Source organism: Mycobacterium sp. URHB0021 (assembly GCF_054057895.1).
Genome location: NZ_JBSRZT010000001.1, coordinates 364,653 through 391,444, shown reverse-complemented (window position 1 = coordinate 391,444; position 26,792 = coordinate 364,653). Strand labels below are relative to the sequence as shown.

The 26,792-nt window shown below is 63.6% G+C and carries 24 protein-coding genes and 5 pseudogenes; 21 read left to right on the top strand and 8 right to left on the bottom strand.

Features of this window, described 5'->3' with window-relative positions:
- The first annotated feature begins 1,482 nt into the window (after nucleotides 1-1,482).
- From ACVWWN_RS01925 to ACVWWN_RS01910, 4 genes are all read left to right on the top strand, one after another.
- Nucleotides 1,483-1,941, top strand: coding sequence for a hypothetical protein (locus tag ACVWWN_RS01925; RefSeq protein ID WP_457142345.1), 459 nt, complete (start codon nucleotides 1,483-1,485; stop codon nucleotides 1,939-1,941).
- Complete coding sequence (locus ACVWWN_RS01920; protein WP_457142344.1) at nucleotides 1,938-2,645, top strand: WhiB family transcriptional regulator; 708 nt, start codon at nucleotides 1,938-1,940, stop codon at nucleotides 2,643-2,645. Before ACVWWN_RS01925 ends, ACVWWN_RS01920 begins: the two co-directional genes overlap by 4 nt.
- 190 nt (nucleotides 2,646-2,835) lie before the next feature.
- On the top strand, nucleotides 2,836-3,921 hold the full coding sequence (locus tag ACVWWN_RS01915; protein WP_457142343.1) for a tyrosine-type recombinase/integrase: 1,086 nt from the start codon (nucleotides 2,836-2,838) through the stop codon (nucleotides 3,919-3,921).
- A gap of 29 nt (nucleotides 3,922-3,950) precedes the next feature.
- The gene (locus tag ACVWWN_RS01910; RefSeq protein ID WP_457142342.1) at nucleotides 3,951-4,946 is read left to right on the top strand and encodes a hypothetical protein; all 996 of its coding nucleotides are present in this window, start codon (nucleotides 3,951-3,953) and stop codon (nucleotides 4,944-4,946) included.
- A gap of 72 nt (nucleotides 4,947-5,018) precedes the next feature.
- On the opposite strand, the gene ACVWWN_RS01905 is transcribed toward ACVWWN_RS01910, so the two are convergent.
- A complete protein-coding gene (locus tag ACVWWN_RS01905; RefSeq protein WP_457142341.1) occupies nucleotides 5,019-5,441 on the bottom strand; it encodes a hypothetical protein in 423 nt (140 codons plus the stop codon).
- Nucleotides 5,434-6,228, bottom strand: coding sequence for a ParA family protein (locus ACVWWN_RS01900; RefSeq protein WP_457142340.1), 795 nt, complete (start codon nucleotides 6,226-6,228; stop codon nucleotides 5,434-5,436). The genes ACVWWN_RS01905 and ACVWWN_RS01900 overlap by 8 nt, the downstream gene beginning before the upstream one ends.
- A gap of 2,192 nt (nucleotides 6,229-8,420) precedes the next feature.
- Here ACVWWN_RS01900 and ACVWWN_RS01895 point away from each other — a divergent pair.
- Both ACVWWN_RS01895 and ACVWWN_RS01890 read left to right on the top strand, forming a co-directional pair.
- Nucleotides 8,421-9,134: a nucleotide-binding protein gene (locus tag ACVWWN_RS01895; RefSeq protein WP_457142339.1), complete on the top strand. Its 714-nt coding sequence runs from the start codon at nucleotides 8,421-8,423 to the stop codon at nucleotides 9,132-9,134.
- Nucleotides 9,134-10,006 (top strand): ParB/RepB/Spo0J family partition protein, encoded by an 873-nt coding sequence (locus ACVWWN_RS01890; protein ID WP_457142338.1) that lies wholly within the window; start codon nucleotides 9,134-9,136, stop codon nucleotides 10,004-10,006. Before ACVWWN_RS01895 ends, ACVWWN_RS01890 begins: the two co-directional genes overlap by 1 nt.
- 58 nt (nucleotides 10,007-10,064) lie before the next feature.
- Here the strand turns inward: ACVWWN_RS01890 and ACVWWN_RS01885 are convergent, their stop codons facing one another.
- The gene (locus ACVWWN_RS01885; RefSeq protein WP_457142337.1) at nucleotides 10,065-10,508 is read right to left on the bottom strand and encodes a hypothetical protein; all 444 of its coding nucleotides are present in this window, start codon (nucleotides 10,506-10,508) and stop codon (nucleotides 10,065-10,067) included.
- A 184-nt stretch (nucleotides 10,509-10,692) separates the two neighbouring features.
- Here ACVWWN_RS01885 and ACVWWN_RS01880 point away from each other — a divergent pair, with 184 nt between their 5' ends.
- Together ACVWWN_RS01880 and ACVWWN_RS01875 are read left to right on the top strand one after the other, a co-directional pair.
- Nucleotides 10,693-10,845 (top strand): hypothetical protein, encoded by a 153-nt coding sequence (locus tag ACVWWN_RS01880; RefSeq protein WP_457142336.1) that lies wholly within the window; start codon nucleotides 10,693-10,695, stop codon nucleotides 10,843-10,845.
- A gap of 27 nt (nucleotides 10,846-10,872) precedes the next feature.
- Entirely contained in the window at nucleotides 10,873-11,037 is a 165-nt protein-coding gene (locus ACVWWN_RS01875) for a hypothetical protein (RefSeq protein ID WP_457142335.1), read from the top strand.
- Between the two features lie 99 nt (nucleotides 11,038-11,136).
- Here the strand turns inward: ACVWWN_RS01875 and ACVWWN_RS01870 are convergent, their stop codons facing one another.
- Together ACVWWN_RS01870 and ACVWWN_RS01865 are read right to left on the bottom strand one after the other, a co-directional pair.
- Nucleotides 11,137-11,469, bottom strand: a complete 333-nt coding sequence (locus ACVWWN_RS01870) for a hypothetical protein (protein WP_457142334.1) — start codon at nucleotides 11,467-11,469, stop codon at nucleotides 11,137-11,139.
- A 184-nt stretch (nucleotides 11,470-11,653) separates the two neighbouring features.
- The gene (locus ACVWWN_RS01865) at nucleotides 11,654-12,835 is read right to left on the bottom strand and encodes an ATP-binding protein (RefSeq protein ID WP_457142333.1); all 1,182 of its coding nucleotides are present in this window, start codon (nucleotides 12,833-12,835) and stop codon (nucleotides 11,654-11,656) included.
- A gap of 480 nt (nucleotides 12,836-13,315) precedes the next feature.
- On the opposite strand from ACVWWN_RS01865, the gene ACVWWN_RS01860 reads away from it, so the two are divergent.
- The 8 genes and pseudogenes from ACVWWN_RS01860 (at nucleotide 13,316) to ACVWWN_RS01825 (ending at nucleotide 19,064) form a co-directional block, all read left to right on the top strand.
- Complete coding sequence (locus ACVWWN_RS01860; RefSeq protein WP_457142332.1) at nucleotides 13,316-13,603, top strand: hypothetical protein; 288 nt, start codon at nucleotides 13,316-13,318, stop codon at nucleotides 13,601-13,603.
- Nucleotides 13,604-13,616: 13 nt separating this feature from the next.
- Nucleotides 13,617-13,784, top strand: coding sequence for a hypothetical protein (locus ACVWWN_RS01855; protein ID WP_457142331.1), 168 nt, complete (start codon nucleotides 13,617-13,619; stop codon nucleotides 13,782-13,784).
- The gene (locus tag ACVWWN_RS01850; protein ID WP_457142330.1) at nucleotides 13,772-14,254 is read left to right on the top strand and encodes a hypothetical protein; all 483 of its coding nucleotides are present in this window, start codon (nucleotides 13,772-13,774) and stop codon (nucleotides 14,252-14,254) included. Before ACVWWN_RS01855 ends, ACVWWN_RS01850 begins: the two co-directional genes overlap by 13 nt.
- A 149-nt stretch (nucleotides 14,255-14,403) precedes the next feature.
- Nucleotides 14,404-15,300, top strand: a pseudogene (locus ACVWWN_RS01845) (aminoglycoside phosphotransferase family protein).
- A 1,423-nt stretch (nucleotides 15,301-16,723) separates the two neighbouring features.
- Nucleotides 16,724-17,053 (top strand): helix-turn-helix domain-containing protein, encoded by a 330-nt coding sequence (locus tag ACVWWN_RS01840; RefSeq protein WP_457142329.1) that lies wholly within the window; start codon nucleotides 16,724-16,726, stop codon nucleotides 17,051-17,053.
- A gap of 32 nt (nucleotides 17,054-17,085) precedes the next feature.
- Nucleotides 17,086-17,415 (top strand): hypothetical protein, encoded by a 330-nt coding sequence (locus ACVWWN_RS01835; protein WP_457142328.1) that lies wholly within the window; start codon nucleotides 17,086-17,088, stop codon nucleotides 17,413-17,415.
- Nucleotides 17,378-17,701: pseudogene (locus tag ACVWWN_RS01830) on the top strand (transposase); the annotation flags it as partial. The gene ACVWWN_RS01835 and the pseudogene ACVWWN_RS01830, both read left to right, overlap by 38 nt.
- A 31-nt stretch (nucleotides 17,702-17,732) precedes the next feature.
- The gene (locus ACVWWN_RS01825; RefSeq protein ID WP_457142327.1) at nucleotides 17,733-19,064 is read left to right on the top strand and encodes an IS630 family transposase; all 1,332 of its coding nucleotides are present in this window, start codon (nucleotides 17,733-17,735) and stop codon (nucleotides 19,062-19,064) included.
- Here the strand turns inward: ACVWWN_RS01825 and ACVWWN_RS01820 are convergent.
- Nucleotides 19,047-19,628, bottom strand: coding sequence for an ATP-binding protein (locus ACVWWN_RS01820; RefSeq protein WP_457142326.1), 582 nt, complete (start codon nucleotides 19,626-19,628; stop codon nucleotides 19,047-19,049). The two genes, ACVWWN_RS01825 and ACVWWN_RS01820, sit on opposite strands and share 18 nt — an antisense overlap.
- 213 nt (nucleotides 19,629-19,841) lie before the next feature.
- Between ACVWWN_RS01820 and ACVWWN_RS01815 the strand changes: the two genes are divergently transcribed.
- Together ACVWWN_RS01815 and ACVWWN_RS01810 are read left to right on the top strand one after the other, a co-directional pair.
- Complete coding sequence (locus ACVWWN_RS01815) at nucleotides 19,842-21,269, top strand: purine-cytosine permease family protein (RefSeq protein ID WP_457142298.1); 1,428 nt, start codon at nucleotides 19,842-19,844, stop codon at nucleotides 21,267-21,269.
- Nucleotides 21,266-22,672, top strand: a complete 1,407-nt coding sequence (locus tag ACVWWN_RS01810) for a hypothetical protein (protein ID WP_457142325.1) — start codon at nucleotides 21,266-21,268, stop codon at nucleotides 22,670-22,672. Before ACVWWN_RS01815 ends, ACVWWN_RS01810 begins: the two co-directional genes overlap by 4 nt.
- 382 nt (nucleotides 22,673-23,054) lie before the next feature.
- Here the strand turns inward: ACVWWN_RS01810 and ACVWWN_RS01805 are convergent.
- Nucleotides 23,055-23,273: pseudogene (locus ACVWWN_RS01805) on the bottom strand (hypothetical protein); the annotation flags it as partial.
- Between the two features lie 369 nt (nucleotides 23,274-23,642).
- Complete coding sequence (locus ACVWWN_RS01800) at nucleotides 23,643-24,248, bottom strand: IS110 family transposase (protein WP_457142403.1); 606 nt, start codon at nucleotides 24,246-24,248, stop codon at nucleotides 23,643-23,645.
- A gap of 551 nt (nucleotides 24,249-24,799) precedes the next feature.
- Here ACVWWN_RS01800 and ACVWWN_RS01795 point away from each other — a divergent pair.
- The 3 genes and pseudogenes from ACVWWN_RS01795 to ACVWWN_RS01785 form a co-directional block, all read left to right on the top strand.
- Nucleotides 24,800-25,504, top strand: a pseudogene (locus ACVWWN_RS01795) (IS110 family transposase); the annotation flags it as partial.
- An 80-nt stretch (nucleotides 25,505-25,584) separates the two neighbouring features.
- Nucleotides 25,585-25,818 carry a hypothetical protein gene (locus ACVWWN_RS01790; RefSeq protein ID WP_457142324.1) on the top strand — a complete coding sequence of 78 codons (234 nt, stop codon included), beginning with the start codon at nucleotides 25,585-25,587 and terminating at the stop codon, nucleotides 25,816-25,818.
- Nucleotides 25,819-26,268: 450 nt separating this feature from the next.
- Nucleotides 26,269-26,780, top strand: a pseudogene (locus tag ACVWWN_RS01785) (transposase); the annotation flags it as partial.
- Between the last annotated feature and the right edge of the window lie 12 nt (nucleotides 26,781-26,792).

Genomic DNA, 26,792 nt, shown 5'->3' with positions numbered 1-26,792 from the left:
GGTCAGGATTCACCCGGAACCAGAGACTCAGTCTTCAACCGGAAGCGACACATGCCTACAAACACGTGCCGACGGCACCGCGCTCGTCGGCTCGAGGGATTCGATGCCTTCGTGAAGTCCAAAGCCGCTCCTTTCTCAAGCAGCTGCGTAGCCCGCTACTGCAACCCAACGACATGTAAGAAACGAGAGCTGAAAGGTATCGACTGAGATCGGGAAACGATGTTCATCGAGCTGGTTATGCACAAGATGTTCACAACTCGGCCGGCGGCAGCATCGCGTCCGGGCAGGAATCAAGACGGTTCCCGGTGGGGTGACAAGCCGTGCAGTCTTCCCCTGGCGTCATGTGCCCGAACCAGCCGTCGCCACGTGTGCCGATTCGATCTTGAGCGTGACGGGTGTGAAAGGTGATGCGGCGTGTCATCGCCACATCCCTTTGTGTCTACGGCATGCTCAGACGTGGCGACGGATATCCGTCGCTCAAGACCGTGACGGATATCCGTCGCCCTGCATCGTGACGGATATCCGTCGGTCAGCCCGGCGTACAACAAGAGACAGGAGTCATGGCTAGCCGTCCCAGCGGCTGAAATTCCAAAGACCACATCTTCATACGCATTCGCGAAGCCCCCACACGGCGAAACCCCCGGTCCGAAGGACCGAGGGTCGTCCGGTTTGAGTTGCCGCTCAAACCGAGGTGCTTTCGCGCTCTCCCGCTGAAAGGGAATCGTCATGAAAGACGCATTCCACGGTAGCGCACGCCCTTCACCCGGTCTAGTTATTGCGCACCGTGACATCTCGGCTACCGCCACCCGGCCATACCACGGCTCTACGTCGCGGTCACCGCGGCGTGGTACCGCGCGCACCGCACCGGTATGGATTCGCCGTGCCAGTGGCCACTGCTTTGATCGCCTGCCGCGGATCGTCCTGGAGGTCGACGCTGCATGGGGAGCCATCCCGTGCTGGAGCGGCAGGGCCCGCCGCTGGGCACGAGAGACCGTGCCCGCCGCCTACCGTGAGCGATACGACACCCACGTCCGGCCCGCCATGCCCAACAACCCGGTGAGCCTGAAATCGCTTGTCGCTGTTGCCGAAGCACGCGCCTCGTTCGCAGATCATCGCACGGGCCGTAACTGCCGGCCGACAAACGACCGACTCGCCCAACTCACCGGTCTATCGGTGCGGACAGTGCAGCGCGCCTCGACCGCACTGCGACTGCTCGGTGTGGCCACCGAAGTCATGCGAGGTCGGCAGCGTACCCGCGACGAACGCTTCGCCAGCTGGCGGGTTGGGGACCGTGGCCGAGGCTGGGCGTCGGTGTGGGCCTTGCACGATTGGCGGTTTCATAGGCTGTCACCCCATCCCGGAGGGTCTCAGTTCACATATAAAACCTCACCTAAATCAGTTCTCACTACCCCACACCGTCGGCAAGCCGCCGGTAGCAGCGGCGCTGCGCGCCGAACAATCCTCGACAATAAGGGCCTCGCCTTGGCAAACAGGTGGGTAGCCGACGAGCAAAGTCCACCGTGGGCGAGGCGATATCGAACTGGAACTCCGTGGGCTCGAGTTCTGGCGGGCGCGGCTCGACATGGCTGGACTCCCCGCGACATCAACCAGCTGATCACCGACTGGATCGGTACGGGACACTGGATTCCTGACGCGCCGCACAAGCCGATCGGCCTGCTGGGCGCGATCTTGGCAGCACACGGCAACCTCGACGATCGCCCCGCAGCCCTGGATATCGCGCGCGAGCAGGCCGAGCTTGCCGAAGCCCGTGCGCGAGTGTCCGCGCAGCTCGCCGGCCGCGAGGCCAATGCGCGCGGGCGCGATGTCGGTCGCGCGGCACTGGCCGGCCCCGGGCGTGAGGCGGCACGAAAAGCCCTGCAAGACATCGCTGACCGGGCCCGGCTGCGCAGGCGGAACAACGACGGTGGCGGTGCGCGATGACCTCGACTTCGGAGTCGCTCGCGGCCAATGCTCAGCCGTTAGCCTGTCAGCAGGATCCGGAGCGGTGGTTTGATCGGACCGACCGCACCCGGGCATTGGCCGGTTGCCTTCAGTGTCCGGCGAGGCCGTGGTGTGCCGGCGAGGCCCTTGCGGTGAGGCCGGTGTTCGGGATGTGGGCGGGCATCTGGATCGACCGCAACTTCGCAGACGCCGCCCACTACCTCCATGCCATCGTCGAAATTTCGCCTTCGGCTACTCCCCCACCGCCGGCGGCGACCGTCACCGCGGCGCCCACCGGCGTGCCGGCAGCACCCGTACGGCGGGTTTCTACTCGGGTTTCGGCAGCTCGCGCCAGCGTGGCGGCACTGATCACTGCGCGTTCAACGGGCCACTGCGAGATCCTGGCGCCAAATTGCCTACTCGACTCCGACGGCATTTGCACCCGGATCCCGGGTCGACTGCCATCCGAATTATGCGACACGGCAGCAGGTTACGTCGCCTGCCGTCGATGCCGGCAAGTGGTGACAAATATGCACCAGGAGCTTGCACACCGCCTCGGCTATCTTGTCGAAGCCCGCGGGGACCCGGCCGACACACCGTTCTACTGGCGTCAAAGCCGCTGGATGATGCTGGATTCGGGCGGGTCAGCGGTGCTGGCGTCCGAACGGCACGAGCGACATCAGCCCGCTTCTACTCAGGGCTGACGTCGTGGCTCCAGGTCGTGGGGCACTGGCCGCCGAACCGCGTGATCTGCGGCGAGAGGCATAGTCACTCGCGAAATCTGTGTTCTCGCGCGCCATATTACGGATTATCGCAACCAGTCGTCGGAATTCCCTCGTCAGACACGTATGTCGCTGCGGATGCAGCATGCCGATCGGAGGTAATCTTGGCCGCGTGCCCCCCAGCACAGTCCGGCCGTCCGACTATGACGCCGAATCGCAGGTCCACGCAACGGTTTCCGCTGCGCCCGCCCGGCCACTGTCGTTAAACACCTGCCGCGCCTACGAGGCGGACTGGCACCGCTTCGTCACGTGGTGTGCACAAGAGGGCCACGATTCGCTGCCTGCACAGCCGCACGTGGTCGCGGACTATCTCCGCAGCGGTGCAACAAGATATGCGCCCGCCACCGTAATGCGGCGGGCGGCCGCAATCTCCCATCTCCATCGCCGGGCGGGGTACCCCTCCCCCACCGCTAGCAACGTCGTGGCAGCCGCCATCGCGAGGATCAAGAGCCGCCGGGCGAATGCAAGCCAGCAGACCGCGCGACGAGCCGCGCCGTTACGCACCGACGATCTCGTCGCCATCATCGAGTTTGCCCGCAAGTCCACCACCGGCTGGACCAGCGAAGTCTATGAGCGCCGCGATAGCGCCCTTCTGCTGATCGGCTACGCGGGGGCGCTCAGTCGTGCTCAGCTCGTCGCCTTAACCTGCGCAGATGTCCCCAGGCGCCAACCTCACGGGATCGAGCTCCGTATCGCTCCGCACGACCGAGCCGGCAGCCTGCGACCGCTGCCCGCCAGCGAGTCCCACGAAACCTGCCCACCGTGCGCGGTTGTCCGCTGGCTACAGGTGGTGGCGGCATTCGATGCGGGCGGTCGCCGCGCCGCCATCCGACTGCTCAAGACCAGTGAAATCTTCGACCGACACGTCTGTGGCTCAGCGCGATCCCGCGCCCGTGCCAGCGCGCCTCTCTTTCGGTCCATCAGCCGCAACGGAAATATCTCGGCGACCGCGCTCGCGGGTTCTTCGGTTCACCGGGTGATCCGGCACCGAGCGCAGCTGGCCGGCTTCGATGAAGCGTTCGTTGCCACGCTGGGTGTGCACTCGCTGCGCACCGGATTCATCACCCAAGCCTGGAGTAACGGCGCGGATACAACCTCGATCATGAGGCAGACCGGGCATGCCAACCCAAGCTCTGTCCAGCGCTACGTCGCACAGGATCTCGGCGTCCACAATGCCGTAGTTGACCTCGGCCTATGACTGCTTCCAGAGGCTGGACCGAGTCGTCAGTGGCCGACCGGACCACGCAACGGACATGGATGCTGTTCACAGACTGGTGCGCCGCCTGCGACCTCGATCCGCTGCCGGCATCCCCGCAGACCCTCGCAGAATTTCTGTCTGACCATCCTGCCCGCCTGGGCACCCAACGGCGGCGCGTCGCAGCGATCGATGGCGTGCACCGGCGCCGTGACCTGCCCGAACCGGGCCGTGCCCACGCCGTCCAAGCCGCCCTTGCGGCGCGGCGCGCCGAGCGCCTTAGTGTGTTGGACAACCTTATCGAACAGCGCATCGCTCTCCTGCCGACGACGAGCTGGCCGGCAGGGATGTTCGGCCGGCGCGACGCGCTGATCCTCACCTTGGTCAGAGCCGGCTTGACCTATACGGAGGTCGCCACCCTCCGCCGCGGCGAGCTGCGGCAATCCGGCGATGCGATCGAAATCGACGCCCGGAGACAATGTGTTCTCGAGTCGGTTATCGATAGCCCCGCCGACCCGGTCGCGGTTTATCGCCGTTGGACCCAGGTTCAGGCACTATTGGATGGCTTTGCCAGCCCGCGGACGCTCGCTTACTACTTCGATCAAACCCACGACCGTCTCGCGCAGACCGCCATACCGCCGTTAACGGAGAAATCCGCCGACGAACCCCTTATCGTGCGGATCGACCGCTGGGGATACACGCCGCTGCTGCCGACGCCGATGACCGAGCAGTCGGTCGCGGGCATCGCTTGTTCCCACCTCGTCGGGACGGCGCCGTCGCACCGACGCCGCACTCGGCCAAGGCCAGCCTCGATCGCGCCGCCGAAGACTCAGCCTGATATGCGCGGGTCCGTGCGCCTCGACGATCGCTACCATCGCCGAGGCCTCGAGGCGCGACGACGGGCCCACACCGAGCTCGCCGAGGTCGAGGACATCCTGGACACCGTGAACGCTCGAGCAGAACAGTTGCTAGAAGAGCTTGCAGCCGTGTTTGGTGACGTTCCCGACGCCGTTGAGCGGGCAGAATAACCCAAAAGCCATCGCACCCCTGGTTTGCCACTTTACCGCGGTAAAGTGGCGGGCCGGCGCCGGCCGTGTCGGCTACTGCGACGCCGCGGCCGCTGCGCGCCGGCGGTGATGGCGTGCTAGAGCGTCCTCCATCAACGATGAAGCGAAATCCTGGGCGGTGAGCAACACGTCGTCGCGTTTCGCCTCCAACCAGGCCGCTCGCAGCGCCGTAGCCGTATCCGGACGCAGGCGAAGCGTGCGCGGCGCCGGCTCTTCGGCCGTGCTCGCGGGTTTGCGGTTGGACGGCAAGGTGCTCACAGATGCCGACGGCGCCGACGCCGGTTCCGGTTCCGGTTCAACCGTTGGCGCTATCGGCTCGGGTGCAGGCGCCGGCTCCGGCGCCCGCTCCACGGGCGGCGCTTTCGACGGAGTGGGTGCCGCCGCAGGACGGCGGGTCTGTGCGCCCGCGCTCGACAGCATTCCGAGGACTGCGCTCGCAGTGTCCTTCTTAGGCATGGTGCTTTCCTCTATTCTGTCGTCCTTCGTCGACAAGCTTCATCACTTCTACGGTGAAGTTCGCATAGGCCTCAGCGAGATCTGGATCAGCGCCCGGATCGCCCAGAACTACCTGCTCACTGACCATCCGCTCGGCGGCGGTGCGCTTCGGCACGATGGTGTTGAACATGGGCAGGCCGTCATTGCGAAGTGCCGCCAGCGTTTCGCGACTGATGACCGTTTGGGCCTCGTACTTCGTCAGCAGCACACCAAGAAAGTGCGCCGATAAGACCTGGTGCCTGCGCAACATCCCGGACCACTCGAGGAACATGTTGACCCCGCGTCTCCCCCACTTGCTGGCATCGGTCGGAACGATCAGCCAATCGGCGGCATTGAGGGCGGTGATGACGAGCTGGCCGAGATTGGGCGAAAGATCGAGCACCATCGCGTCGTAATCGGGATAACCCGGTTCGAGCGCAATCGTGAGTTGATCTTCCCGACGATGCATGGTGACCAGCTCCTGGTCGAGTTTTGCGACGGCGAGGGTGGATGGGACGAGGTCGAGACCGTCGATCCGCGTCTGGCGAATCACCTTCGTCAGCGGAACCTCGTCTTTGACCAGGTCATAGATGTCGTACTCGACGTCATCGTCAGGGTCGTACATGGACGTCGAGTTGCCTTGTGGGTCGCAGTCGACAAGTAAAGTCCGCCAACCGCCGCGGGCGAGGCCGGCGGCCAGGTTCACTGCGGTGAACGACTTGCCGACTCCCCCCTTGTGGTTCGCAATCGCAATAACCTCTGCTTTCACAGCAGACACTCCTTTAACTTGGATATCACGATTACAGCAGGTGGAGCCCCGTAGCAGCGTGATCGAGCGATGGTGTGTCGCGGTTATGTGGTGTTCTCGTTACCCCGCGACGAGATGATTACGCGACAGAGGCACGCGGTGGCGGTGCGACATCATCACGACGTGAGGGTGTGATGGCGGAACTGCGGCAGCGAGCGATCTAGTCACGACGTTGCCCAGTGACGGTGTCTACCGATGTTGCGGTGATGCCGTTGCGGTGCGAATTGGTGATCGCGACACGGGGTGACAAGAACGCCGTGCGACTGCGTGATGGCGTGAGGCGTTCGCCAAGTCACCCTGTGATCAAGTGGTCGAGCCACTCGATCATGCCGTGATTGCGTTGCACTGTTGCGGCGTGACTTCGTGGCCCTCTGAGGGTGTGACGGTGTGAGGGGGTCACCGAATCGCCCGGTGGCCTGGTCGCACGATCATGCTGCCATTCTGTTGCCTAATGACGGCGTGATTGCGTGGCCGATTGATCACGTGATGACGTGGCCTGGTGAGGCAATCATGTAATGGCGGTGTTATTGCGTCGCCGCGCGATCGGGTTCGGCCGTCTCACAGTGACAGAATCGCCTCGTGACGGCGTGGAGCGATCACCTGGTGTTGTGACGACGCAGTGATCGCAACACCATGCGATCACGATATCTGGTGATGGAGCGACTGTGTCGCGGAGTCTGCGTGCAATGCAGTGACGCAGCGATGACGTCAGTCGATCACCAAGCGGCATGGTGACACCGTCACACCGTTTTCCGATCGCCCACACACCGTATGGGCTGTCACTGCGTTATCAAGTGACCGCGTCGCCGTGTGACAGTGTGACGGTGTAACGGAGCGATCACGGCAGAAGATCACCAAGAAGCGTCAGTGACGCCGCCACGCCATTTACGCACCACGTCAGCGAATCACAGCGACGCCACCTTGCGGCCGTGGCAACCGTTGACAGTAAGTAGGCGATGACCTGGTGGCATATCACTGCTGGGCTGCGAGGCAGTTACGTGGCCGTCTATTCAAACTGACCGCTGCTAGCGTTCGATCACAGAGACGGCCTCTCGCTATTGCCGGCTGAACTGACTGTCGCCCGCACGTCTCGTGTGCACGTCGGGGGAGTGGTCGTATCGGCCGGCGACGGGTTTGTGGGTCGACCGTATCGACTACCGCAGACGGGCGCGTCGATGTGAAGAACCAACTCGACGGTCCGCGGCTGTCGAGGCTCATGGGTATGCCGACGCGCACCGCTCGGCGATGGTTGTTGCGACGCCCCAGCTGGTCCCGGCGAGCGCGGAATAGACGAATCGCGTCCGGCCCGCGGCTTAGCCGAGGGCGTCGAACCGCGGCGAAGGTGAATGCCGGCCGCCGGAGCCCTGCCCGCGCGGTCTCGTAATTGTTCGAGACGCTGACGCCCGGAGGTCCATCAATCCGACGGCGCCACAGACATACGCGGTGGTAAGAAGCTGTCACCTCATACCTAAGCGCCCTACCTCTTTGTCGGTTCGTCGGCAGCTCGTGGGTCCATTCGCGCGACGGGGAGGCCGCGATCGCCGGCCACGCCAACCGCAGTGGTGACCGGACGCGGTCGGTAAGTTGAGGAGGGCCGATTGAGTCCGACGGCGATGAGCGCGGCCCGCGTAACCCGGCGGAATCTTCGCATTCGCCAGGCCGTACACCTCGGCCATGACTCGTCGGGAGGGGTTTTCTTACACTGGCCTCCAGTTACTCGCGGGATCCGGCGTGACGTCACCGGTTCACGCCAACTGGCTTGGTCGCCACCACTGCCGGCGACGCTACCCGGCTTTCGCTAGATGGACCTGCGCTCGAGCGCCGTGCGAGTTCGCTGGTTTACCGCGGTAAAGCAGCAAACCTAATAATCGAGACATAGCCTCAATCAAAGTTTGCTGTATTCGAGTATCACGCGGCCATCTTCGCTGGTGAACAGCGCCTTCAGGCAAGCGTGGCAGGGCCCACGCGCCCGTCGCCGAGCGCTTTACCGCGGTAAAGCAGCAAACTGACAATGAGCAACGAGCGCCCAGCTTCTGTTGATGACACGCCGATACGCGGCCGCCGGCCGGTAGAAACCGCACCTAGCCAGTAAAGTGATTTTCGTCTGATCCGAAGTACTCCGCTATGCGGGGGAAGCAAACGGAAGGCCTTCTGTGGCTGTACATGTCGTGCTCAATCAAAAGGGCGGCGTCGGCAAAAGCACCATCTCGGTGAATCTCGCCGCGGTGACAGCCGACGTACTGAACAAGGGCGATGACCCCGACGCAAGCTCGCCGGTTCTGGCGCTGTCTGTGGATCCCCAGGGCTCGGCGGTGTGGTGGGCGTCGCGGATGAACGATCTGCCCTTCCACATCGCCCAGGCGCACGACGACATCCCCGGCCTCAGAAAGCTCAAGGATCTACCCGGCATCGAACACGTCTACGTGGACACTCCCGGGTGGATCGACTTGGATCCCGAGGACGGTGGCTCCGACCCGCTGGGCAAGGGGCCTGCGGCCGACGTCCTACGTGCGGTGCTCGATATGGCCGATCAAGTGATCGTGCCGATCGAAACCGAGCCGCTCTCTTTCGACCCAACCGCGCGGACAATCAAGACCGTGCTCGAGCCCCGCGGGCTGCGCTACATCGTGGTCATCAACAACTGGGATCCGCGTGACGGCATTCAAGACCTCAACCAGACGAAGGATTTCGTCAAAGCCAACGGATGGCCGTTGGCCAACACCGTGATTCGTCACTACAAACTGCACGCACGTGCCAGCGCCGACGGTCAGGTGGTCACTGAGTACCCGCTCAACCGGGTGGCGTTGCAGGCGCGTGAGGACTTTTACAAATTCGCACTCGAACTCAACGTCGGGGGAGGCCGCTGATGGCAAGAGGACAACGCACCAACCTCGCCGACCTTGTCGCTTCGACCGGCGACCAGTCGCCGGTCGAGCGCAGCACGACGAGGACCGAGGACGCGCTTCGTCAGGCTGCCGCGCTCCTCGATGACCTGACGCCCAATCCCCATAATCCACGCGACAGCCTTGGTGATCTCGCCGACCTCGCGTCGATCGCCGACATCCAACTACAGCCCGCCGTGGTTGTGACCCAAAAAGCCTACCAAGGCCTGTATCCCGACGATGTGATCAGCACACGCTACGTCGTGATCAACGGCTGTCGCCGACTGGCCGCCGCCCACAAATACGGCAGAACAGATCTGGCGATCGTCGTCAACGACGACATCGCTCGTGACCGCATCACTCTGATATCGGCCTCGATCGCCGAGAACGTCGACCGGCAGGACTTCGATGTCATCGAGGAAGCCCGGGCGGTCGAGTCGCTCGTGGCCGAGTGTGGCCGCGCGGAGGAAGCCGCCATCCGGCTACACAAGACCGAAGGCTGGGTGTCGCAACGGCGCGCCCTGTTACAGCTGGCTCCCGAACTTCAGGCCGCTCTGCGCCGCGGAGAACTGGCGCTGCGCGAGGCCCGTACGTTGGCCCGGGTTCCCCAGTGGGAGCAGGTCGCCAGATGGCAGGCAGCGCAAGACAAGAGGGACAAGACGAAGGATCAGAGCCAAACCGACAAGCGCCCGCAGGCGCCCTCTCGTATCGTCGCGAAGGCACTCAGGGAATTCGATCACAACCCTGTCGCTCTCGCCGATGCGCTACACGGCTACCTGGGTGACCGCGGACTCGAAACGCTGGTGACGTTGTTGGCCGAGCGGGCAGGTGCCGTGACGGCCTCCGTCAACTACTGATCAACGCCAGTACCGGCCGGTCGCGGAAGCCCAACGAAAACAAGCCTTTACCGGGCTCTCAGAGATCGGCGAGGTCGCCCAGGTGCCCCGGCGTCATGAACTGACCCAGGGCATCGAGGTAACGCCGGGCTACGGCGCGGTACTTCTCGGATGCCTCGTGGCTGGACTGGTCGGCATCCAGTAGGTCCTGCTGGGCGGCGATCAGCAGGCGGTTGGCTTCGGTCAACGAAACAATCTGGGCCCGCAGATCATGCATCACCGCATCCGCTGGCGGGGGAGCGATTGAGGATGAGCCGGCCGCGGGCGGCAGCTCCTCGGCATAGACGTACCAACGCAGACGCTCGGGTCGGGGCAAGGCGCCACCGCGAATCTCGCCGGCTGTGATTGCGCGGATCACCGTGCGAGGGTCCTTGCCCAGCCGGGCGGCAGCCTCCTTCAACGGCACCACGGATCCCTGTGGTGTCGTCTCCACGCCGGGCGGGGGTTGTTTCGGTTGCGTCATTCCTGGTTCTAGGCCTGGTAGGGCGACCTTTCGCGAGTAACAGCATTATGCTCTTAAGCAGGAGCATTCTAACGACATCCGGCATGCCGAGATGCACTCATGTCGCTAAATAACGGCATTGATGTCGTAAACTTGAGGCACGCGCCTCGGGGCGCTGCTAACGACGGTGCTAGAGGAGTGTGCATTGAGCGAGACCCGCCAACTCACCGAGGGTGTGTTCGTTCGGTTCACCCCGACCGACCTGGATGCTGTCAAGGTCGAGGCCGATCGCCGCAACATCAGCGTCGCGCAGCTGCTGCGCGAGACGACACTGCGCACTGTGCGCGCCGCATCCTGACTCAGTCGGCCGCCGAGAGGAGTGACCATGGCCAGGACGAAAAGCGAGACCCGCCAGCTGACCGAGGGTGTGTTCGTTCGGTTCACCCCGGCTGATCTCGACGCCCTCAAGCTCGAGGCCGACCGCCGCGGCATCAGCGTGCAGCAGCTGCTGCGCGAGAGCACGTTACGTACGGTCCGTGCCGCATCCTGATCCGACCTATCCGGGCGTGCCGCCCCTGGCGCCGCCCTGCTTCGCAACACCCCGCGAAGCAAACTGACTTGCTTGATGGGGGCCGGCGGTGCAGGCCGATCAATCCGAGCCGCCGCCACGGAATCGGTTGCCGCTGCTCACCCTTGTTGACGCTCTCGTCGACGGACGCACTGGCGCATGCGTGTGTCGGCTCACCCGTGTGGTGTCGTCCTGCGCGCCTTCATCAGCTTCCACCTTCTGGATCGTCACGACGTCCGGGTAGGCCAAATCGCCGGGCCAGCTCGCTGCGCCTCTGGTGACCGAGTCCGGTGTGGTGGGGAGATCGCCGAACGGCGTCAGGCAGGCGAGAGGCGAGAGGGTTCTCGGTGGGAACACCGCGGCCTGCCTGCTGTCGGCCTCGGATCCGTCGTAGCCGAGGATGCGCAGCAACAAGTGCCTATAGTGGCGGCCGCCGATGTCGCTGTCGGTTGTAGGGCATTCAGTGGCAGTGCGCTGCGACCCAGGAGTTACTGAACTCGATGACTACGTGTGTAGCCGATTCGAAGGTTGCGATCGCTGCAACTGACCGGCCGGCCAGCCGCCGTTGACGATTGATGGCGGTGTCGCGTCGCGCGGCTCACGCATCCTCGTGTGCTTGACGGCGAATAAAGTCGGCCATGTGTGGCACGGTAAAGGCGATTCGCCCGTGTTCAGGAGCCCAGATGAGGCCCTTCTTGAGCGCCGAATCACGGACGTCGCTCACCGCGGTCGCCGCTGATCCCATAAGTTGAGCCACGTGGCCAGTGCGCGGCTGTTCTTCGGCCGTCCTGGCCATCGCTGTCATATAACGGCGCTCGCGGTCAGTCGCGCGGCGCCATCGCGACGGAAAGAACCCTTCGTCGAGACGGGCCAGTCCTACCTCCACCGCCAGCTGAGCGTCTTCGGTGTCAAAAGGCGTCTGTGCGGCGACGTTCCAGATGGCCTGACCGAACTCTTGGAGGAAATACGGGTAGCCACCACTAGCGGCGACGATCGTCTCGAGCGCCTCGGGTGTGAAGTCTCCTCCGAAGCGCTGCACCGGCACCTGCAGGGCATCCGCGGCCGCTTCGTCAGAGAGCGGCCCGATGGTGCTGTAGGTGAACTGGCGCTCCGCATAGGAGCGAGATTCGGCTAAGACGGCCGGGAGATTTGGCAGCCCGGCGCCGATGAGGAAAAAAGGCCATTCGCGTTGACTAGACCGATGCTGAGCCGCGAGTAGCGCTGAGAGCAAATCTCCATCCAAATCCTGCATTTCGTCTATGAATAAGCCGAACGTGCTTGCCCGTGGCTTGAGCGCAGTAGCGATTGCCTCGACAAGCTCCTCGACATCGAGACTGATGTCTCCACTGGCTGCGGCCGCGGCGCGTGACTCGAAGGTGATGTTGGCCGGGCCCAGTCCCACGCCGACCGAAAAGCCTCGAGCCAGTTCGATGAGTGGATCGATCAGCTGGTGGAGTCGGTGGACTCGACTGTATCGGCGCAGACCGATGGTGAGTTCCTGCGCTAACCGTGCGCGCACGGTCGCTGTGCCGGCCTCATTCGCCCGCGCCTCAATGGTGATGGTGAGCCAACCTTGCCGGTCGGCACGATCGGCCAGCACGTTGAGCAGAGTGGTCTTCCCGACGCCCCGCAAGCCGGTCAATATCATGCCGCGGTCATACATGCGCCGCTTGCTACGTGCTACAAGCAAGTCGAAGTCCTCAACTTGGCGAGCGCGGCCTTCGAGCGCGGGTGGTCGCAGGCCCGAACCGGGCTTGAACGGGTTGAGCTCCCTATCCATATCTGCGATTCTAGTCGAGTATGGCACCGATTCCATAAATAGCCATAAAGATGGATAGGTATTCGACATTAGCGGCTGCGCGTGCACGGACGTGACCCAGGCTGCTCTCGGGTTCGCGGTTTCGCACGCGCCGTACGGGGGTGGCCAAACTAAATATCGCCGCACCCTCGGCCCGGTACCGCTGGAAGTCGGCGATTGCAGCCGCAAGACCGCGTCACGTGTGTCTGCGACAATCCGTACCACCATGGAGCGTAAGCCCCGTCAGCACTTCGTCCGCGGCATCACTCCCTCGGCGGCCGGTACGCAGGTACTTAACCACGGCTTACGTCACTCGCTGATGGCAACCACCGAATGCCCTTTTGATTACTGGAGCGGCCCCGCCTAACCCGCATCGACCAAGCAAAGCCCTGCCCGGAAAGGCAGATCGAATCGGCCGTTGGTGGTGGTCGTTGGTGGTGGTGGTGGGTGATACTGCCGCTTATGTCCTTGCAGGGCCTGGTTGATGCGACGGCGAGGGCGCTGGGTGGTGCGCGGGAAATGTATGGCCCGGCGGCCACGGCGACGGGGTTGCCGTCCACGGCTGGGCTGCAGAGTGTGAAGACCGATTTGAGTGTGGCCGTCGATGCGGTGCCGACGACGTGGTGGGGCAGTGGGGCAGAGGGCTACCAGCATTCTGGTGGCAACGGGATCGCCGCCCTGGACAACGTGATTGGTGCCGATGGCCGTGTCGGTCCGCAAGTGGTGGCGGCCTCCACCGATTTTCCGTGATGGCCGGTCAGGGATGAACAGCGTCGTCAGCGATACCCGCAACGGGGTCAATGCGATCGCGCCCAGCACCGACACCCCAGCGGGCAAGCAGGTTCTGGTCCACCACCTCGGCAGCGAACTCGACCGCGCCAAAGCCCTACTCACCCAGTCCAAACAACGAACATCGCGATGGCGAACATGATTCGCGCTGCCGGCGGCGGCTACGGCGGCGGTGCCCCCATGGGTGGTGCGGGTATGGGCGGCGCGGGCACGCCGATGGGCGGCGGTATGGGCGGGCCTGCCGGGCTATCGCCGCTTAGCGCCCTCAGTGGGCTCTCGGACAAGATTCCCAGTCTTTCATCGTCAACGTCGGCCCGCGGCGGCCCAGCTACTCGAGGTGCGGCGCCCGCCTCGTCGGCCGCCAAAATTCCCGTCGGCGAAGTCAGCTTCGCAGGACGGGGCACCTTCCCGAAGGGTCCAGCCGCGATGTCGCGGGCCATCGACGCCGCCCTGGACGCCCGAGGGGTCACGGACCCCGCAGCCCGCAAGAAATGGCACGACGGATACATGACGCTGACCGGCCGCGAAAGCGATCACAACGCCAGCGTCGTCAACGTGTCGGACTCCAACGCCCGCGGCGCGCAGCCCAAACCGTTGAGGCCGCAGAGTTGACTTAGATCAGATAGGTCCAGTTCATCCGAGATGTGATCGGTCCTGAAAATCTCTAGAGGCGAGACATGGCTTGGGAAACTGCGCACCATCGCGGCCCCTGAAATCAGTTGTTCGATGGTAGCCGCGCGTGCCACGCTGCGGCTGTGGACATGCATCCCGGCCAGTTGTCGGTTTCGCCGCTCGCTGTGCGCGCCCTGATCGCCGAGCAGTTCCCTCGGTGGCAGCAGCTGCCCATCGAGGCGGTACCGAGTCCGGGCACTGTGAATGCCATCTTCCGCATCGGTGAACGGTTCGTGGCACGCTTCCCGCTGGAACCTGACGACGATGCGGCGGTAGGGGAGCGACTACAGCGTGAGGCGGCAGCCGCCGAGGAGTTGATGGGCCAGACGCCGTTCGCCACCCCTCGACCAATCGCCATCGGCGAGCCTGGTGTCGGCTATTTCTTGCCGTGGGCGGTCTACACCTGGCTCCCCGGTGAGCCCGCGGCTGCTGAGGCCTTTAGTGAATCCTATTCCTTTGCAACCGATTTGAGCAAGTTCGTCGCCGCCGTGCGCGCTATCGACACCCGCAAACGAATCTAGGATGGGAACGGTCGCGGCGGCGATCTGTTCTCCCACGACGACTGGATGCAGGAATGCTTGACCCACTGCGAAGGGTTGCTTGGCGTCGCCACTCTTCGAGCGGTCGGGGCCGAGATGCGGGATCTCCCGCGCGGCGATGCCCCCGACGTCATGAACCACTCCGACCTCATTCCCCCCAACATGCTGGTTGCCGGCGGGCGCGTCATCGGCGTCCTTGATGTCGGAGGGCTCTGCGCTGCCGATCCAGCGCTCGATCTGGTCAGCGCCTGGCACCTATTGGATGCCCGGCCTCGCCAACTACTCAGGGACCACCTCGGCTGCGACGACGCGGAATGGCAGAGAGGACGGGCGTGGGCCTTCCAGCAAGCGATGGGTGCCGTCTGGTACTACGTCGACACCAGCCCAACCATGAGCGCTGGGTGCCGGTGCACCCTCGAACGTATCGTCATCGACATGCGCTCCTAACAGCACCAGAAAATCGTGACTGTCATGTCCGGCCGCAGGTTCGGAATGAAAGGAAGGCGCACTTGCCGAGACCCGCGCTTGTCCCACGGCGGGGGAGCGGCCAACAGCATTGTTTCCGCCAGTCTCAGCATCGCGGCATCACGATCCGCAGCCGTCGCAGTCGTAGTCGCGGTCGCAGAAATGAACAGAAACCGCCACATCCGCTGAGAAGCTACGACTAGTCCGAAGACCGCCAGATACATCGAGACCGGACAAAGGCTAATCGCATGTGGGACAGAGCTTCTCGTGCTAGGTTGAGGTCATATATATGCGGCATAGAAGCTGTAGCGCTTGGCGATACGCGAGTCTAGGAACGCCGCCCGTTGTTTGTTTCCGCGAGCGCAATCAGCACGCGCCGATCCTCTAACGGTAGGTCGGTCGAGGGCCATGGCCATAGGTTTGGGAACGATCGCGTCGGTTCAGTTGAAATCCAGTGGCATGGCTGTGATTCGGGCCGATAGTGGCGGACTCGTAAAATTTCGGTTATCGAATCGAGAGCTTGGCGGCACGGCGCGCGGTCACGGCTCACTATGGTGCCCACGTCTGAGATCTTGCAGTTCACCCGTCGTCGGTTGTTTGTCGGCGGATGAAGTCGGCCATATGGGGCACGGTGAATGCTATTCGCCCGTGTTCGGGTGCCCAGATGAGGCCTTTCTTGAGGGCCGAATCGCGAACGTCGCTTACCGCGGTGGCCGTGGATCCCATGAGTTGAGCCACCTGGCTCGAGCGTGGTTGTTCTGCTCCTGTCCTGGCTATCGCGGTCATGAAGCGGCGTTCGCGGTCGGTGGCGCGGCGCCGTCGCGACGGAAAGAATCCTTCGTCCAGACGGGATAGGCCGACTTCGACGGCCAGCTGGGCGTCCTCGTCGTCAAAGGGCGTTTGCGCGGGACGTTCCAGATGGCCTGACCGAACTCCTGCAGGAAGTATGGGTGGTTGCCACTGGCGGCGACAATGGTTTCAAGCGCCTCGGTGTGAAGTCGCCTCCGAAGCGTTGCACGGGCACTTGGAGGGCATCGACCGCGGCAGCGTCGGTGAGCGGGCCGATGGTGCTGTAGGAAAACTGCCGCTCGGCATAGGAGCGTGATTCGGCTAGCACAGCGGGCAGATTTGGCAGTCCGGCGCCGATGACGAAGAAGGGCCATTCGCGTTGGCTGGCCCGGTGTTGGGCAGCTAGTGTCCTGCGCCGGAAGTTAATTGATTAATTGTAGACTTGGTGGGTGGCGAAACGTGGCCGTCCAGTGACTGCAGTGGTATTGACTGATGAGGAGCGCGAGACGTTGCAGCGAAGGGCGCGGCGGGCGAAGTCCTCGCAGGCGTTGGCGCAGCGCTGTCGCATCGTGTTGGGTTGTGCGGCAGGGAAATCCAACAAGGAGGTGCCGCTGAAGTGGGGGTGTGGCCGCAGACGGTGTGTAAGTGGCGACAACGGTTTGTGGAGAGTCGACTCGACGGGCTAACCGACGAGCCGCGTCCAGGTGCTCCACGCACGATCGATGACGTGCGGATCGAGCAGGTCGTGGTGGACACCCTGGAACGCCAGCCCGCCGATGCCACGCACTGGTCGCGGGCGTCGATGGCCAAGGAGTCCGGGTTGTCGAGATCGACCGTGGAACGGATCTGGAAGGCATTCGGGCTCAAACCCGATCTGGTCGATACGTTCAAACTCAGCAACGATCCTCAGTTCATCGACAAGGTCCGCGACGTCGTGGGGTTGTAATTGGATCCGCCGGAAAAGCCCTGGTGCTGTGCGTGGACGAGAAATCCCAGATCCAGGCCTTGGATCGCTCGGCGCCGGTGCTGCCGATGATGCCCGGACTGCCGCAGCGTCGGACTCATGACTACATACGTCATTGCATCACCACATTATTCGCCGCGTTGGACGTGGCCTCCGGGCAAATCTACGGTTCGATCCATCGCCGCCACCGCGCCGTCGAGTTCAAGAAGTTCTTGGCCAAACTGGACGCACAAATTCCCGCTGAGCTGGACGTGCTGACTCCTCCCGGCGTTTCCGGAGACTTCCGATCTTGGGAGGATCTGGGTTATGGGACGTGTCAGCAAGTACCCCGACGAGCTTCGTGAGCGTGCGGTACGCATGGTCGCTGAGGTGCGTCCGCAGTACCCGTCGCAGTGGGCGGCGATCACCGCGGTGGCGGGCGTGTTGGGCATCGGTACACCGGAGACGTTGCGGACGTGGATCCGCCGCTCGGAGGTCGATACCGGACAGCGTCCGGGTGTGACCTCGCAGATGGCCGATGAGAACAAGGCGCTGCGCAAGGAGATCGCTGAGCTTGCGTCGGGCCAATGAGATCTTGAAAGCAGCGGCGATTTTCTTCGGGGCCGAGCTCGACCGGTGTGTCGCGCCGTAAGTTCATGCTGTAGATAGCTACACTATCAGCATGTCTCATTCGGTCGGTCGGGGTGTCGGGTTGGTGTTGAGTGATGAAGAGCATGACCAGTTGTTGGCGTGGTCGCGTGGTTCGTCGCGGTTGGCTGTGCGGGCGCGGATTGTGTTGGGGTGCGCGGACCCTGGCGTGTCAGACGAGAAAGTCGCGGTCGATGTCGGTGTGTCGCGGATGACGGTGCAGGTCTGGCGGCGACGGTTTGCCGAGGACCGCCTGGCCGGTCTCATCGACCGGCAGCGCCCCGGCCGGCCCAAGGCCGACCTGGTGTTATCCCCCGGCGAACGTGAGCAGTTGACGCGGTGGTCGCGGCGGGCGAAGTCGGCGCAGGCGTTGGCGTTGCGTGCCCGGATCATCTTGGCCTGCTCGGCATCCGGGGCGACCAACAAGCAGGTCGCGGCCGACTTGCGGGTGATGGAGCACACGGTCGCCAAGTGGCGGCGCCGGTTTGTCGACCAACGATTGGACGGCTTGGTCGACGAGCCGAGGCCGGGTCGGCCGCCGTCGATCCTGCTGGACAAGGTGGAAAAGGTGGTAGTGGCCACGCTGGAGGAGGCGCCGGCCAATGCGACGCACTGGTCGCGGACCTCAATGGCCAAGCGTGCCGGCCTGTCACCCTCGACGGTCGGGAGGATCTGGCGCCGCTTTGACCTCAAACCGCATCTGGTCGACGGGTTCAAGCTCTCGACCGACCCACAGTTTGTCGCCAAAGTCGTCGATGTCGTTGGCCTCTACCACAATCCACCGGAGAAAGCGGTGGTGCTGTGTGTGGACGAGAAGAGCCAGATGCAGGCGCTGGATCGGTCCCAGCCGGTGCTGCCGATGATGCCCGGCATGCCCGAGCGCCGCACCCACGATTACGCTCGCCACGGCATCACCAGCCTGTTCGCGGCGTTCAACATCGCCGACGGCACGGTGATCACCGAACTGCACCCCCAGCACCGGGCCGTGGAGTTCAGAAGGTTCCTGATCGCCATCGATAAGGCGGTTCCCGCCGACCTGGACGTGCACCTGATCTGCGATAACCTCGCCACCCACAAGACCAAGGCGATCAACGAATGGTTCGACAAACACCCCCGCTTTCACATGCACTTCACCCCGACCGGTTCGTCCTGGATCAACCAGGTGGAACGCTGGTTCGGACTGGTCACCGACCAACTCCTGCGCCGCGGCGTCCACAAAAGCGTTGCTGCACTGGAAAACGACGTCCGCGACTGGATCACCGCATGGAACGATGACCCAAAACCGTTCCGCTGGACCAAAACCGCCGAAGAGATCCTCGACTCCCTCGCCAAATATATAGCACGGATTTCAGGCGCAGCACACTAGTAGCGCGGAGAGTAAGTCTGGGTCCAAGTCTTGCATTTCGTCGATGAATAGCCCGAAGGTGCTTGCCCTGGGCTTGAGCGCGGAGGCGATTGGTTCCACGAGTTCCTCGACGTCGAGGCTGATGTCTCCGCTCGCCGCGGTTTGGGCGCGTGATTGGAAGGTGAGGTTCGCCGGTCCCAGTCCCACGCCGACCGAAAAGCCCCGGGCCAGTTCGATGAGCGGGTCGATCAGTTGGTGGAGTCGGTGTATCCGGCTGTATCGGCGTAAACCGATGGTGAGTTCCTGTGCTAATCGTGCGCGCACGGTCGTTGTGCCGGCTTCATTCGCGCGTGCCTCGATGGTGATGGTGAGCCAGCCCTGCCGATCGGCGTGATCGGCGAGCACATTGAGCAGAGTGGTTTTTCCCACGCCCCGCAGGCCAGTCAAGATCATGCCGCGGTCATACGTGCGGCGCTTGCTGCGTGCGACCACTAAGTCGAAGTCGTCAATCTGCTGGTCACGACCTTCAAGTGCGGGTGGTCGCAGCCCAGAACCCGGCTTGAAGGGGTTGAGCTCTCGATCCATATCTAGAACTCTAGAGCGTTATGGCAATCTATCCATAAAAAGCCATAAAGCTCGATAGACGATCGAGCCCATGGCATCCCCTGAGTTAATAGGCCTAAATCTCGATGCCGCGCAAGCCTTCCCGTGCGGCCTGATCCGACCGGTGCGATGGGCCGTTGAGCCTTGTTTGACGATCCGCTGTTCGGTAGAACCGTTGGGTAGGAGGCGGCGGCCATGGCAGCTGGGGTATTGACGAGATGGTTCCGTGGACCGACGACGTCGCTGGATGACCAGATCGAAAGCTTCGCCACCGAACGTGTCCCTGGTAACCTCCGCTGGCCGATTCCGGCGATCAGCATGGTCCTGCTCGGCAACGCCACGGCCATGTTCTTCTTCTCATTCGGCGCGCAACAGACCTTCCTGGTCGGCTGGCCGTGGCTGCTGATTCCCATTGGCTACTTCTTCATCGGCGCCGTGCTGGTCGGCATGCTGACTATGCGCGTCGCGTCCGGCGAAGGGCTGTCTCAGAACCTGCTTAGCCGCGGCCTCGGGTTCGGCAGCCGAGGCGCCGCCGTTACGTCGTTCATTTACGCGGTGAACTACATCTACTACTTCCTGTTCGAGGGAACGATCGTCTCGCACGCCATCGCGATCTACTTCGACATCCCGATCAACTCCGTTCGCGGCATCGTGATCTTCGCCTTGGTCGGCTTGTTCACCATTGTCTTTGTCTGGCGAGGCATGCACGCCATGTCGTTCCTGCAGTCGTGGGGCTTCCCGATCTTCCTCGTTCTGCTCGCGTGGGCGCTGATCGAACTGGCGGCCAACCACGACCCGGTCGGAGTGCTGGGGTGGGACGCGACAGGCCCGGTCACGATGGCCGCCATGCTCAGCGCCTTGAGCTTGGCCAACGGGCAGATGATTTTTCAGGGATTGATGGCGACGGATTACGGCAGATTCGCCGACCGCCAGATCCGTTACCGCGGCACGGCCACGATCATGCTGCTCGAACTGATTCCGATGTTCACGGTGATCTTTCTCGGCTGCTTCATCGGCGCGACGCTTTACCACGAACTGACCGGGCCCGATGCGCAGTCCAACGCTCAAGATCCCGGGTTCATGTTTGTCCACATCATGGGCCTGGCCGGGGTGTTCTTCGTGCTTATCACCCAGATCCGGATCAACGTCATGAACCTCTACTCGGGCTCCATCGCGCTCGCCAGTGGCTTCGAGGTAGCGGCGCATTTCAAACCCGGACGGCCGTGGTGGATGTTCCTGGTCTGGTTCTTCGGCGTCGTCTTCTACGCCACCAACGTGATCAACCACCTCGGAACGTTCCTGGCCATTACCGGGGTGCTGACCAACACCTGGGTGCTGATCATCCTTGCGGACTACTTCATCTGCCGGCGCATGATGAAGCTGGGCCGCACGGAGGACATCGAATTCCACGAGTCCGACGTCAGACGGTGGAATCCCTGCGGCCTGCTGTCGCTGGGCATCGCGGTCGCTGTCGGCGCGCTGGGCATCTTGGAGGTCTATCCAATCTACCTGGCCTCGTTCGTGGCGATGATTTTGGGACCGATTCTGCATGTGATGATCACCAAATTCACCGGCGGGCGGTACTACTCGCGCCCGGCCACCGCCGAGGAGGGTGTCCGGTGAAGCCAGACGCTGTGTGGCCGTGGAGTTGTGACACCTTCGCCGTGCGCCCGACCACCGACGCGCGGACCATACTTGGCAAGAACAGCGACAGGCCGGCACGAGAATGCCAGCCGTTACGTCGGGTGCCCGCCCGCCCAGCCGGCACGACCCAGCATCTCGCCTACGTCGACATCGACGACACCGTGGAGACCCTTGCGCATTTGGGCTCGTCTCCGTATTGGTGTTGGGGACACGAGATGGGCCTCAACGCCGCGGGTGTGGCGATCGGCAACGAAGCGCTCTTCACCCGCGACCTCGCCACCAACGTCATGCGGGCCGAGGCCGGTGACGAGCCGCGGCCGGGCATCCTGGGCATGGAATTGGTCAGGCTCGCCCTGGAACGCGCCCCGACCTCACACGACGCCGTTGCGGTGATGGCCGATCTCGTCGAGCAGTACGGTCAGTGGGGGGAAGGTACCCGCGGCGCCAGCCGCGCCGGAGCCGCCTACGACAACGCCTATCTGATCGCCGACCCTCGCCAGGTGTGGGTTTTCGAGACGAGTGGATCGCGCTGGGCGGCACGTCAAGTCGTGGAGCCGTCGTGGTCGCTGTCCAACGAGGCGACGATCCGCGGCGACTGGGACGAGTGCGCCGGCGATCTGCGCCGCCACGCCGATGCCCACGGTTGGACGGTCGGACCCGACAAGCTCGATTTCGCTGCGACATTCTTGGATCCCAAAGTGCCGCTGCAGGTTTCCCACATTCGGCTGCAGCGGTCGCGTCAGCTGCTTGACGACACACTCAAGGCGCACGGCCGGGTGCGGTTTGGTGACGCGCGCCGGGTGCTCAGCGACCACTACGAGGACACTTTCCTGGCCGGTCCCTTGTTCAACCCGGCGCGGCCCGATTTCCTCACGCTGTGCATGCATGACCACCCCGCCGGGTTCACCTGGGGCAACACCGCGGCCTCGATGGTCGCCGTCCTTCCCGAGGCTGCAGAGCCCTTCATGTGGTGGGCCGCGGCCACTCCGTGCACCAGCGTCTATCTCCCGGTCTCGGTGATGGCGCCCGATCTGCCGGCAGTTCTGGCCAAGGCAGGCACGCAACATGGCGCCGGACCGAACCCCGAAGGTGCGGCGGCCGACACGTTTTCGACGGACTCCTATTGGTGGATGTTTCAGCGGCTGTTGGAAACCGTCGCAGGAGACGATCTGGGCAGCGCCTACCTCGAGCGGCAGCCCGTTGTCCGGCGGCGATTCGACCCACTCCAGCAGCGGTGGTGTGAAGAGGTCGACAAATGGCCGGCTAACGTTGATGCGCAAGATTGGCAGGAGCTGACTACACGTTGCGCCGATGAAGCCCTCCAGGTGGCGCGCGAGCTGGTCGCAAACTTCACTACCAGTACACCAGCCGAACAGGGCTGAAAGGCGATGCGGCACACCAACAAACTGGAGGAGTGCGCCAGCCGGAACTTTCCGCCGGAACCCGATTGCGATCCTCGGCGGACATCGCGGGGCACCGATTTGTTCCGATGTTGCGCAGGTTGCTAGAGGGGCAGCAGCGAGAAGGTCTGCATGCCGTTCAGCGCGGTGTATGCCTGCGTCTCGTTCGTGTGCAGAAGCATCGCCGACTAGTAAGGCCGCTGCGCGCTCATGTGCCAGGGCGGCTTGGGCGTGGGTGCCGCCAACGAGAGAAGTGCATGACGAAGCGGATCGGGAAGCGGTCGGAGGCAATCAGCGCGATCCGCATCGGTGGCGTTACGACAGCACCGGCGAGTATGGCGACTGAAACGCCCTGGAAATGCCGGAGGCTCAGCGACAGTCCTTCTGCGGTGGCCTGGTCCAGGACCACTGGCAGGGCTTCGGCGGCGGCGTGCAGTTTGAGCTTGGCCAGGTGTGAGCGCAACTTTTGATACCGGCTGGCCACAGCCGACGGTGACTCGCTGCCGCCGGTGGTAGCGGTGGTGGTCTTCGGGGTGCGTGCGGTGGGGGATGGTCCTGCGGGTGGCGAGGACTCGAGCGGAATCCGACTTGTTCGCTCCCTTAGGGCACCAGTTCGTTACGGCGGCCACGCCCGCCTAGCGCTGCTCGAAGTGGCGCCGTATAGCCGCGAGCATCTCCTCGTGCGCTTTGAGCGATTCGCGATGCATATTCCCAATCAATGGCCGCGGCGCGACGATCCGTACCCGCTCTACGACCTGGGTGCCGTCGTCAACGGACTCGAAACTCATGACGCTGTGTAGTCGCACGCCAAGGAGCCGGACCTCACCGACCATGTCACCGTTAGCTTCGACATGCACATGCATCGAGTACCAGACGCGAAAGGACGACGGTCCCAGCGGGTTTCGCTCCTGTATCCGCCAATGATCGGGACCGGCCTTGCGCGCCGACAGAATCAGTGGGATGAACCAATTTGAGGTTCGCCACATCCGTGCAGAAATTTCGCACCGTCGCCGCACAGCTCGGTGAGGGTGGTGCCCGACGCGGCCACGGCGGTCTCGATTTCGGTGGCAGCTTTGGCGATGCTCCGGTCCAGGTGGCGTATCTCGGTGTCCAAGTCCGCGGCGAGCCCGCGCAGGGTTTTGCCGGCCGCATCGCGTGGACGAGTTCCGCGGAGAACGTCGGCGGCCTTGTTGGCCGTGAGCTCACGCTGCGCGCCAGCCGGGATGAGGTTGGTGAGCACGACGTGGAGCCGGTTGACGGTTTGGGTGCGGGTTTTGACCAGGTCGTGGCGGTGCTCGACAATTGCGCGTAGGGCAGTCACGGCCCCGTCGACCGCAGCGGAATTCAACGTACGCGCGCTTCGCGCAGCGATCGCCACGCTCACGGCCTTGCGGCCGTGGCCGGTTGACAGCATCCGTACCCGGGCGGCTAGCTTGGCGGGAACGTCGATGACGTCGACCCCGTCGGTGCGTAGCCGTGCTGTCAGCGGCGCACCCAGGCCCGATGCGCCTTCGATCGCCCAGGTCGGGTCGGGCCACTGGTTAGCGAAGCGTCGCAGTGCACGGTAGCCGTCGCGGCTGACTGGGACTCAAATAGTAGCCACGGGCTGCTGCGATGCGTCGACCACCGCGGCGGTCCAGGACGCCTTGTGCGGATCAATCGCGATCACCATGCGCTCAGGGGTTATCGATATCGCCGACACGTATGTCTCCTCGCCTCGATTGCGGAATGGAAAGCGAGGAAGGCACACCAACTTTCGGCTTTGCAGGCCTCTCTTCAGCCACTCCTCGCGGGGGCGCACCGATCCGAGGCGCAAGCCGTCTAGGAGTCAACCCACATGGTCATGGGCGACAGGTATGGGGCGAGCGATCTCGGATCGGTGGTCGGCGATCATGGCTGCAGACCCTGATCACCTACCGCCCATTACACAAGGTGGTATGGGGCTGGCTGAGGCCGAAGGCCTCGGGCTGCAAAACGATTCGTGGATTACCGGTGTGGGTGAACACTCACGCTGGCAGAGCCACATTTGCAGATTAGGAGGCCTCCGGTGATTGTTCAGGGTACGAGTGTTGGGCTGGATGTGCACGCGCTTCAGAGGTTGCGCACGCGATCGATGAGGAAACCGGCAAGATCGCTCGGGCACGATTATGCCCGGACCACGGAGAGGTACTGGGATGGTTGCATCAGCTGCGTGGCCCGGTGCGGGTGACCTATGAGGCGGGTCCCACCGGCTTTGGACTCGCCCGAGCGATCAACCACAGCGCCGGGATGGAATGCCTGGTCGCGCCCCGTCGAAGCTGCAACGCCCGGCCGGGGATCGCATCAAGAACCGATGCCCGGGACGCCGCGCACCTGGCCCGGCTGCTACGGCTCGGTGAGATCACCCCCGTGACGGTCCCGGCGCCGGAGATCGAGGCGGTGCGTGATCTGGTGCGGGCCCGCGACGATGCCCGCGCTGATCTGATGAGGGTCGGGCATCGACTGTCGAAATTGCTTCTGCGCCAGGGCATCGTGTACTCCGGTGGGACACCATGGACGTGCGTCCACGAGGCATGGCTTTGCAAGCAACGCTTCGCCGACCACCACCTGAAAGCCGCTTTCGACCATAGTTTCGACGCGGTGCTGGCCGCGACGGCCGCACGGGCTCGACTCGACGAACAGATCCTCGAGGTGGCGGCCTCGGCACGCTTCGCCGACCGGGTCAATCGGCTGGGTTGCCTACGCGGTATCTCGGCGCTGACCGGGCTGGCCTTGACCGTGGAGATCGGTGACTGGTCGCGGTTCACCGGCTCTTCGATCGGCGCCTACGTCGGCCTGGTGCCCAGCGAATACTCTTCCGCCACCTCACGGGTGCAGGGGTCGATCACAAGGCCGGCAACACCCATGTGCGGCGATTGCTCATTGAAGCGGCCTGGTATCACCGCAAGTCCTACAGCACGTCAGGCCCGAGCCTGCGGGTGCGGTGGGCCAAGGTGGACCCCGCGCTGCGCGCCCGCGGTCACGCCGGCAACCGGCGCCTCTACTCCAGGTGGCGGGGGTTCACTGAGCGGAAGAAGAACCCCCTGGTGGCCAACGTTGCGGTCGCCCGTGAGTTGTCGGGCTGGTGCTGGTCGCTGGCCACCATGTGAACCGACAGCCATGAAGACTTGGCTGGTCCGGTGATGCGGCGTTGACGCGGTGAGTGAACCAACCTGCAGAGAACCTAGGAGCCACAACACGATTCGACCAAGGTCGTCAGTGACGCTCGTCTGTAGACAGCAGTAACGTTCACATCCGAAACATCGTCCTGCGGTACCCAACCCGCGCATTTCAGCAGGACACCACCGTCGTGAGCAACGACCGTCAGCACCGCCAACGGGCAGCCAAACGAAAGCCGCCCCGGCGACCTTCGTCGGGGGCGGCTTTCACCTACCCACTTGACAAATTCGCTCACATATCAGGTTCCGGCTTTTCGTGGTTGTAGCGATCGCGTCTGCACACCGCCCGCAACCAATGGCGGGAGAAGGGACTGTCTGAATAACGGTTGATCTGGTCGTGGTCTGACACGCCGGGCGTGAGCTTGGCGGGAAGGACTGATGATGTCCGAAACACTGAATCCGTGGCGATCGATGTGGATCACAAGCAGCTCGCCGAGCAGTTGCTCGCGCAGGCTAAAGAACAAGGTGTGGAACTGGTAGGTCCGAACGGCCTGCTCAATCCACTGACCAAGAATGTCCTCGAGACCGCGCTAGGTGCCGAGATGACCGAGCACCTGGGCTACGACAAGCATGACTCCGCGGGGCGCGGCAGCGGAAACTCCCGCAACGGCAGCAGATCGAAGACGGTGTTCACCGAGATCGGCCAGGTTGAGCTCGACGTGCCGCGGGACACCAACAGCACCTTCGATCCGGTGATCGTCAAGAAGCGGCAACGCAGGTTGATCGGCATCGATGAGATCGTGTTGTCGCTGACGGCCAAGGGTCTGACCACCCGGGAGATCGCGGCGCACTTTGATGACGTCTATGGGGCCACCGTCGCCAAGGACACCATCTCCCGGATTACCGACAAGGTGATTGAGGAGATGGCCGAATGGTGCAACCGGCCGTTGGAATCGGGGCGGATT

Bases quoted from the DNA above. Each gene is read 5' to 3' on its own strand.
- ACVWWN_RS01885 (WP_457142337.1), bottom strand. From the start codon at position 10,508: ATGACGCAACCGAAACAACCCCCGCCCGGCGTGGAGACGACACCACAG.
- ACVWWN_RS01920 (WP_457142344.1), top strand. From the start codon at position 1,938: ATGACCTCGACTTCGGAGTCGCTCGCGGCCAATGCTCAGCCGTTAGCC.
- ACVWWN_RS01825 (WP_457142327.1), top strand. From the start codon at position 17,733: ATGTCTCATTCGGTCGGTCGGGGTGTCGGGTTGGTGTTGAGTGATGAA.
- ACVWWN_RS01860 (WP_457142332.1), top strand. From the start codon at position 13,316: ATGTCCTTGCAGGGCCTGGTTGATGCGACGGCGAGGGCGCTGGGTGGT.
- ACVWWN_RS01875 (WP_457142335.1), top strand. From the start codon at position 10,873: ATGGCCAGGACGAAAAGCGAGACCCGCCAGCTGACCGAGGGTGTGTTC.
- ACVWWN_RS01905 (WP_457142341.1), bottom strand. From the start codon at position 5,441: ATGCCTAAGAAGGACACTGCGAGCGCAGTCCTCGGAATGCTGTCGAGC.
- ACVWWN_RS01815 (WP_457142298.1), top strand. From the start codon at position 19,842: ATGGCAGCTGGGGTATTGACGAGATGGTTCCGTGGACCGACGACGTCG.
- ACVWWN_RS01820 (WP_457142326.1), bottom strand. From the start codon at position 19,628: ATGGATCGAGAGCTCAACCCCTTCAAGCCGGGTTCTGGGCTGCGACCA.
- ACVWWN_RS01890 (WP_457142338.1), top strand. From the start codon at position 9,134: ATGGCAAGAGGACAACGCACCAACCTCGCCGACCTTGTCGCTTCGACC.
- ACVWWN_RS01850 (WP_457142330.1), top strand. From the start codon at position 13,772: ATGGCGAACATGATTCGCGCTGCCGGCGGCGGCTACGGCGGCGGTGCC.
- ACVWWN_RS01855 (WP_457142331.1), top strand. From the start codon at position 13,617: ATGAACAGCGTCGTCAGCGATACCCGCAACGGGGTCAATGCGATCGCG.
- ACVWWN_RS01865 (WP_457142333.1), bottom strand. From the start codon at position 12,835: ATGGATAGGGAGCTCAACCCGTTCAAGCCCGGTTCGGGCCTGCGACCA.